Raw genomic sequence first — 8,459 nt, 5'->3', positions numbered from 1 at the left:
GAAGCCATCACTCAACATCACCAATGCTGAAAAGTCTGGGCTGATGGCGATGGCTTAAACCGATCTCAGGTTAATTAACAAACTGATACTCTGTAATGGTGCTAACTTTTTTACTAACATCAAATTCATAACCAATAGAAAACATTGGATTGAGTGTTTTATCTTCATTTTCTACTCTGTAACCTTTAGTGTCTCGCACCTCTTTCTCAGCACTTACATAGCCGATCCCCAGTCCGAGGGCAATACGAGCTTGCGTAGATACCGGTAGTACATATTTGACTTCACCAGAAAACATCATCAAGTCAGATGAGACTTCAACATTGTCTACATACTTTGCTGAATAGGCACCTAAATATGCCACCGAAGATTGCAAACGCCAGTTGTTTGATAACTGATAGCCTATATCGAAAGCGCCAATTAGCGATAAATCATCACAATGATAACTTTCTCTCCCACAAGTACTATCTGTAAAACCAGCTCCTAATTTGGTTGATAAATATATATCACGATTCTCATTCGCTTGTGTCATCGATGAAAACGAAAAACCAAGTGATAGAATAAAAAGTAAAATCTTATCTAATTTCATAATGTTCCCTATTTTAAGTCATGATAGTAAAACGCTTTAGTATTACTATTGATATTCTGATTGTTTGAGTCATAGAGCACTTCACCATTAACACCTAGAGCTAACGTTGCTACAGATGAGTATTTAATCAGAGCACCATCGGCTCCGAACAAGTAAAAGTGACTACCATCAGAAAACATACTCGAATATGGGTTCATTTCTGTATTTTCAACCGTATATACTACTATTGGTTTTTCATCTAGAGCGGCATCATGAATATTAAGATACTGCTTAATGACGCCTTCATATTCAGTTGTCGGGTTAAGTGGATCGGGTTCTGCTTCAGATATGTCAACCTTATAGATAAAATCACCGTCATAGAACAGACTCCCTACTCCTCCCTCAAGTAATGGACTTTCATATTTAACCTCATACGTCGTCACTCCTTCTACCGGTTTACGCATTGCTAGGTCATCAATGCTATTAAATGGAGTTAAAGTGCCATCAACCGAGAACCAAATATATTGACCATCATAGACAATACTAGACAAAGGATCACCTTCACCTATTGGATAAATATCACCAGATTCACGATTATATCTGTCTCTTGCTTCTACAATATAACGGTAGTCTGGGGTATCACCTTCTTCAGTACGGTAAATCACTAAAGCATTCCCTGCGGAGGCGTAGCCACCATTTCCAATTTCTACCAAGCGATATACATCGTCAAATATATTCGACTCAGTAGAATCCCTTACTTCAACTTGCAACATTTTACGGTATCCATGAATCAAGTCTGAATCAAAAGGTAGTAACGTAAGGCGATAAATACCCTCACTCTCTGGAGTAAATGAAGGGAGTTCATTTGTCGTAGTAGAACCACTCTCCACCAATTCAACTACTTGATGTGTTGTTCGATCAATTTTTTCCCACATATAGTCAACTTTATTGACTGCAATGCCCTCTCTCCAATCGTAGGAAATATCAAACGACAGTCCTAAATCTTTAACTCGACTCCCTTCCAATTGAATAGAATTGAGCATCAATTTAGACATTTCCCATTCTGCTACAAATTTGTCAGTATGATTACCTGAGTAGTCGTAGGTAGCCAAAGTAAATGCGTTATGATTGTCACCGATTACTTCTGAAAGATGGCTATATGAGCGCATTTTTCCATCCGTCGCAGCCCCTAGATAAACTTCACCGTCGAAAGTTTTCCCAGCCCAACCAGAGTATTCGCTAGCACTATAGAATCGATGTTCAAAGGTATCGTTGTCGAAAGATTCGTTGACAGTTTCATATTCATCACCGGTCATTTGGTCGAGACTCGTGTATAAACGAGCAAATGTACTTGTTTGGTTATCAACCCTTTCATTCCATGTACGCACATAAAACTCCCCGTCAAAGAAAACCGACGCCCAATGCATATCGATGCCCCCAATGTTTTCGAGTTCTCTATAGACTCCCGCATCAAGGTTGTTGTCGCCGAGACTACCTGTATCTCTTCTATCCGAATATTGGTAGTAGTATTCATAGTAAGCTCTCGTTAACTGTGTATCTTCGGTGATAAACAATGAATCCTCAGGCACGCCTCGCCAGTAATATTCCTCGGGGTCAGTTGTTCGATCTAGACTCGCCATATCCTCAAGAGTTTCAAACACATACATATTTGCACCATAAGTTCGGAACCAAGTTCGAACAAGATGGACATCTAAGGTCAATGTTGTACTATCGCCTTCAAGTTCAACACCTAAATAGTTGTAGTAAGGTGTCAAAGTGATTACATATCCTCCATGTTGTAACAAACGGACTTCAGGTGTCGCGGTTTCCGTCCCGTCGTCGCCGATATATGTAGGACCGTATTCGACAGGCACTAGCTCATAATCAACTCTAACGAAATCAGAACTATAAGTCTCAACGTCATATGCTACGTGGAAATCCTCATACTGTAGCAATTCGTTATCGCTTGGGTCACTTTCAACAACTCGTTCATTTTCCAATGTTGCTGCCGGTTGAGCTACAGTCATATCTCCGCCATTATTGACTTCGATTTCATTTGTTACGCCGTCACCATTACTGTCTTCTTGCCCATCTGGAGTACCGTTTCCATCCGAATCTGGATTGGTATAATCTAAACCGACTTTTTGCTCAATGTAGTCTGGAATACCATCACCGTCTGTATCGACTTCATTGTCTGGTGTCGTGCCATCAGTCGATGGATTGTTAGGATCTAAACCAACCGCAATTTCATCTTCATTAGTAACGCCATCACCATCGTTGTCTTCTTGACCGTCTGGAATACCATCACCATCAGAATCTGGGTTAGTTGGATCTAGACCAATCTCTGGCTCACGATAATCAGGAATACCGTCGCCGTCTGTATCGACTTCATTGTCAGGGGTTGAACCGTCCGTCGATGGATTGTTCGGATCTAAACCAACCGCAATTTCATCTTCATTAGTAACACTATCGCCGTCGTTGTCTTCTTGACCGTCTGGAATACCATCACCATCGGAATCTGGGTTAGTTGGATCTAAACCTAACTCTGGCTCACGGTAATCAGGAATACCGTCGCCGTCCGTATCGACTTCATTGTCAGGGGTTGAACCGTCCGTCGATGGATTGTTCGGATCTAAACCAACCGCAATTTCATCTTCATTAGTAACACCATCGCCATCGTTGTCTTCTTGACCGTCTGGAATACCATCACCATCGGAATCTGGGTTAGTTGGATCTAAACCTAACTCTGGCTCACGGTAATCAGGAATACCGTCGCCGTCCGTATCGACCTCATTATCTGGTGTCGTGCCATCGGTGGTTGGATTGTTTGGGTCTAAACCAACCGCAATTTCATCTTCGTTAGATACACCATCGCCATCGTTGTCTTCTTGACCGTCTGGAATACCATCGCCATCTGAATCTGGGTTAGTTGGGTCTAAACCAAGCTCAGGTTCGCGGTAATCAGGAATACTATCGCCGTCTGTATCGACTTCATTGTCAGGGGTTGAACCGTCCGTCGATGGATTGTTCGGATCTAAGCCAACTGCAATTTCATCTTCGTTAGAGACACCATCGCCATCATTGTCTTCTTGGCCATCAGGAATGCCATCGCCATCAGTATCTATTTCTCCATCTGGAGTTGAGCCATCGGTGTTGGGGTTATTCGGATCTAAACCAACCGCAATTTCATCTTCGTTAGATACGCCATCGTTATCTTCTTGACCATCAGGGAGACCATCACCATCGGTATCAGGATTGGTTGGCTCTAGACCTAACTATGGCTCTAGATAATCAGGAATGCCATCACCATCAGTGTCTACAATCGATAAACCAGAGTCAGGTTCACCTTCTACCCCACCTTCCAATAACCGAGAGTCGGAGTCATCACAGCCTACTAATGCAGTAGCAATTATTGTTGCTAAGAGTAATTTTTTTGCTTTCGGAGCCATTTTTATTGGCAGAAAAAATTCATTTCCCTTATCGAAGTTATGATTTTCCATATATTTCACCTAACTAATATTCAATTACACATACATGATCTTTAAGACTATAAAAACCCTGCATATTGAATTTAAGTTAGCACTCAAAAAAAAGAAAACCAAACATCAACAATCATTAAGTTGTATTTATAAAATAAATACATCCATTCAATGTAATTTAAAGAATAAAATAACCAGAAAAAACACTTTAATTTTATAAGTCAACTAAAACAAGGAAGAAAAAACTGGAACTAGATTCAAATTGATACTAATTGGGCATTGTCTATTTTCTAAATTATCGCTTTGTTAATAAATCATTCTGAATAGTCATTATATACCACAGCCTTGTCAATCTGCGTTATACACTGCATAATCTAATACGAAAGCATTATAATTAAATAAATAACAGCCAAATAATTACGAGCTTTATCTTAAAAGATGATGAGAATTATAGATTCATAATGAGGATACTTTGAAAGTAGTGAATAAATTAAAGAAGACTTATCTATAATCAGTGTCGAGCAGCCAGATGTTAAAGCGAGATAGTTTATCTCAACAAGAGGTTTGAATATGAATAGATCAATAACACCGAGTTGCCCGACTAGATGTATGGCTCGTAATTTCTATGCTTACCGACGTCTACCTTTGTTGAATTTACTTCAATGAGAGGCAACTCAAAACCCAGAGCGAATATTAATCGTTTATGTCAGTCATCGTTTGTTTATTTTCGTCAGACATGAGACGAAAGAATGATGAGAAGACATTCAAGAAGGATTTGATCAACTTAAACAACCGTTATTTCGATGTAAGCTTAGAGCGTTTAAACCAACATAAACTTTTGCTAAATTTTGATAGTACTTTGAAGGAAGGTGGAAGCTTTAATTCAAAGCTTTAATTTGTTTGTTTTCTGTTTAGCGAGTGCGATTTTGCTGTAAGTATCAACGCACGAATGTGTATTGGAAGGGAGTTTATTTGGATGTGCAGTTTCTATCTTACTATTAATCCCATCACAGTGTTTCTTGCATTCGAGCCTTCCAACTTGCCCCTCTGTTCAAAGGATACTGTTTTCTGCAAGGTTAAGAAAACCTACTTTTTATCTGATGACTGGATTAACTACTATGAAAAAATGAGAGTTACCTCTATTGTCTTTGAGCGGTAATTAAACTCCCTCAATCAAAATGGGTAACTCTTTTTTCATATTGAATTTTCAGACCTAGTTTTAACTATACAGAATATTAAAAATCCGATATCTAATTTTGATTTTCCGGTTCAATAAACATTTGTAGTTTATTAAGATAACTATTTGTTGGACTGGGATGATATGCAGATTCAACATAAAATCCGCTTAAACGCCAACCCAAAGGAATGGTGAATCGCTTATGATAGTACTGGCCATCTTGAGAAGAACCACATTGAAGTTCCTCACCATCTCGGTAAACTATCTTTATATATTCAAAACCATAAACAACTCTATTATTCCAATACCAATTCCCTATTCTCATATCAAAGTAATCAATATTTTCGCTACTAACGTAATAATTTGTCCCTCGAACATACGAACCTGTTATCCCTTGTTCTGGGGTTCCCATACCATCTACCCAAGCTCCACAGTGTAGAAGAAGAGTTGACTCTACATCATAGGTACCCGTTTGCCACGGAGTAACATAATGTCCATATATCGGAGATTGCTTAGAACGCTGATCAGGCACTAAAACAATAGAGCTAGAATCTTTGGTAGGAGTTTTCAGCGCTACGACAGCATTTTCTAAAGAGAGATCCAGGTAATTAGTACCGTCATCAATCATACCAATACTGTTTGTCACGATATTTTTCATTACCGCATTATTATCGAGTAGTCCTTTTGAAGAGTCAGCGACAAATAGCTCTACACTTTGAAACGGCGCTTCATTTCCTTCTGGATCAAACACAGCACCATTAATTTCATATGTGTTATTTCCCGAGTCGTTAATCCCATTCCATGTATAATTTAATGTCGAACTAAAATCTTTTACACTGTCACTGTTTAACAAGATACATGTCACAAAACCTGCACCATTTTCTTTTAGCAACTCAGAACTTCCGCCATTTGTCGCATCGAAACTTTTACCAGAGCCTTCGGAAAGCATATCTGCGCTCCAATATCCCGTCCCCGCTGGCCAGTTTTGTGTGGTGAACAGATTTCCTTGGCTGCTATTGAGTAGCTCCCACTCTCGGCTTATCGGTAGTCTTCCATTTCTTGTTGCACAGTAGTTTTGCGCTTGTTCAAGGTTCATGGTGACCACTTCCGCTCCTTTCGGCCCAGTGACCCCATCTTGTGCTTGATAATTCGTATACGCGGTATTGGTATAGTCCGCTAGCACCTTACTTGCAGGGGCCGTAAACGTAATATCTGCACCAATTGTTGAATCGTAAACCGTTACATCATCCCAATCTTGAACAAGGCTAAAATCAGGCTCTACTTCAAGATAAACTTGTCCAACCGCGTATCCACCGCGACCATCATTAATGGTGTAAGCAACTTCATGTGCTCCCGGTTCTGAGGAACGAAAAGTAAAGGTATGCTCAGATGCGGACGTAATTTCCGTCTCCGCATTGTAAGCTCTAACGGATTGGAGGATCACCGCATCTTCTGCATCAGAGATATAGTCCGTTAAATCAATCGTCACCAACATCCCTTTATCTAACTTTCCTTCACGGACATAGTTAAGGGCCACTGGCGGCGTATTCTGCGTATCAGAAACAGCAACATCAATCGTTCCTAGCTTGGTGACTGAACCATCTGTCATTGAGTAAGTAACTCGAGAAACGCCCACCTCAAATGGAGTAAAAGTAAGCACATTGTTCGCCGCATCGCTATCCACGATACCGGCGCCAAGCACAGGTGCATCAGACGATAGATAGAACACTGATGTATCAAGCTCCCCCGCTAATTCCTGAGAAAGGTCAATCACAACAGGCGTATCAATATCCGTCGTTTCTGCAAGGTTGGGTAATGTATTATCAGCTGCTGTTTCAGACACAGAAACACGAACAATTGAGGATTCCTCACCGACATAAAGCTCACTATTTTGTGGTGCGACTGTGTATTCGTATTGGCACTCTCCTACTTCGTCAGAGCTAGTCGTAAATGACTGTTTATTAATGGAGGTAACACGGCAACTATCTCCTGATATTGAACGCACAGATGCCACCTTCATCGACGCGTTGAGATCATTTGTTGCCAAAACGTCGATAGCAACCTCTTCACTCACCAATCCTTTAGATTGGATAGGAGAAGTTTCAATGTTCACTGCTTCGGGAGAGCTTCCTTCAACACTGTTGGATGATGAATCACTACCAGAACCACCGTTACACGCAGAAAGTAAGCACATCACCACTGGAGCTAGTATTAAAGACTTTTTCATTATGTTCTCCTAGTAAGCTGCCATGTGCAGTTCTGAAATACGATAGTTTGTTGAAGAGTTATTATTCTTTCCTCCAATCGATAACCAATATGGATTGGTTAGGTCAACTCCCCCTGTTATATTAAAAGAGCCTGAAGGTTCAGCAGGTCGTTCTTCGGTGAGAGAGGTATAAACAAAAACCGCCTCTCCTCTTTTATCAAACCAGTAATAACGGTCTGGGTCACGAAGGCTAATATTCGTAGAACTAGACACCTCTCCCCCTTCAAACAATGAGACGGGAGTAGAACCAAAAAGGTTTATATTCAAACCAAATGCTGTCGGCTCACCTACTGGGTATGGCCTAGTATTTCCTGTTTGCATAACCCCATCTTGCTCCCAAGAACTCTGATCACTTCCTAATTGCTGTATCATCACCGCAAACTCACCTATAGAAGAGCGGCTATCAGCCGTGACTCGAAATCTAATGACAAAGTTCTCGCCAAAAAAAGGGGTTTCATATATATGAAAAAGTTTGCTGTAGGTGATATTTGGTATCAACATCAACCCTTTTTCATCTGGCTCGTATACACTTTTGAGCCAATATTCATCGCTGCTCCATAGCAATGGGTCCGTAACATCAATGGCTAGATGATCGTCTTCAGGAACGAACGGAAACAATTCCTCTGCGGAGCTAACTTCAATTGATACTACCTCCTCGGTGAAAGAGATATCGAAATATGAATCGTTAATAACTCCTGAATCATTGGTAGTTAGATGGCTAATCGGTTCTCTATTCTGGAATACTCCCCGTTCATAAACTGATTCAAGTGTGACATCAATAAAAGGAGCAAGGTTGCCATCAGGATCAAAGACTTGAACCCTATAGTCATAGCGGTTAGATACCGCTGAACTACTTTCGATCACTGATGAGAAATCCTTAACACCTTCACTAAGATCAACACACGTTGTGTACATAGGCACAGTTTTTGATTGATTGCCAACCAGACCATCATTCAAATTAACCGTCGCGGC

Annotated in this window: 4 protein-coding genes and 2 pseudogenes; all 6 read right to left on the bottom strand. The window is 40.5% G+C overall.

What is annotated here, in order from left to right; all coding sequences use genetic code 11:
* Positions 1-70 precede the first annotated feature (70 nt).
* Complete coding sequence (locus tag OQJ86_RS25700; protein WP_265992079.1) at positions 71-586, bottom strand: outer membrane beta-barrel protein; 516 nt, start codon at positions 584-586, stop codon at positions 71-73.
* An 8-nt stretch (positions 587-594) separates the two neighbouring features.
* On the bottom strand, positions 595-2,592 hold the full coding sequence (locus tag OQJ86_RS25695) for a hypothetical protein (protein ID WP_265992077.1): 1,998 nt from the start codon (positions 2,590-2,592) through the stop codon (positions 595-597).
* A 195-nt stretch (positions 2,593-2,787) separates the two neighbouring features.
* Positions 2,788-3,816 (bottom strand): annotated as a pseudogene (locus OQJ86_RS26655) (hypothetical protein); the annotation flags it as partial.
* Positions 3,817-3,840: 24 nt separating this feature from the next.
* Positions 3,841-4,065: a hypothetical protein gene (locus OQJ86_RS25690; protein WP_265992075.1), complete on the bottom strand. Its 225-nt coding sequence runs from the start codon at positions 4,063-4,065 to the stop codon at positions 3,841-3,843.
* 1,229 nt (positions 4,066-5,294) lie between these two features.
* Complete coding sequence (locus OQJ86_RS25685) at positions 5,295-7,448, bottom strand: hypothetical protein (protein ID WP_265992073.1); 2,154 nt, start codon at positions 7,446-7,448, stop codon at positions 5,295-5,297.
* A 9-nt stretch (positions 7,449-7,457) separates the two neighbouring features.
* A pseudogene (locus OQJ86_RS25680) lies at positions 7,458-8,459 on the bottom strand (hypothetical protein); the annotation flags it as partial.

The organism is Vibrio sp. Sgm 5 (assembly GCF_026241575.1).
In the GTDB taxonomy this organism is placed as follows: Bacteria; Pseudomonadota; Gammaproteobacteria; order Enterobacterales; family Vibrionaceae; genus Vibrio; species Vibrio jasicida.
Note: the sequence above shows the minus strand (reverse complement) of the source record. Positions and strands in the feature narration are given on the sequence as shown.

Coding starts and splice junctions, on each gene's coding strand:
- OQJ86_RS25700 (WP_265992079.1), bottom strand. CDS start 586: ATGAAATTAGATAAGATTTTACTTTTTATTCTATCACTTGGTTTTTCG.
- OQJ86_RS25695 (WP_265992077.1), bottom strand. CDS start 2,592: ATGACTGTAGCTCAACCGGCAGCAACATTGGAAAATGAACGAGTTGTT.
- OQJ86_RS25690 (WP_265992075.1), bottom strand. CDS start 4,065: ATGGAAAATCATAACTTCGATAAGGGAAATGAATTTTTTCTGCCAATA.
- OQJ86_RS25685 (WP_265992073.1), bottom strand. CDS start 7,448: ATGAAAAAGTCTTTAATACTAGCTCCAGTGGTGATGTGCTTACTTTCT.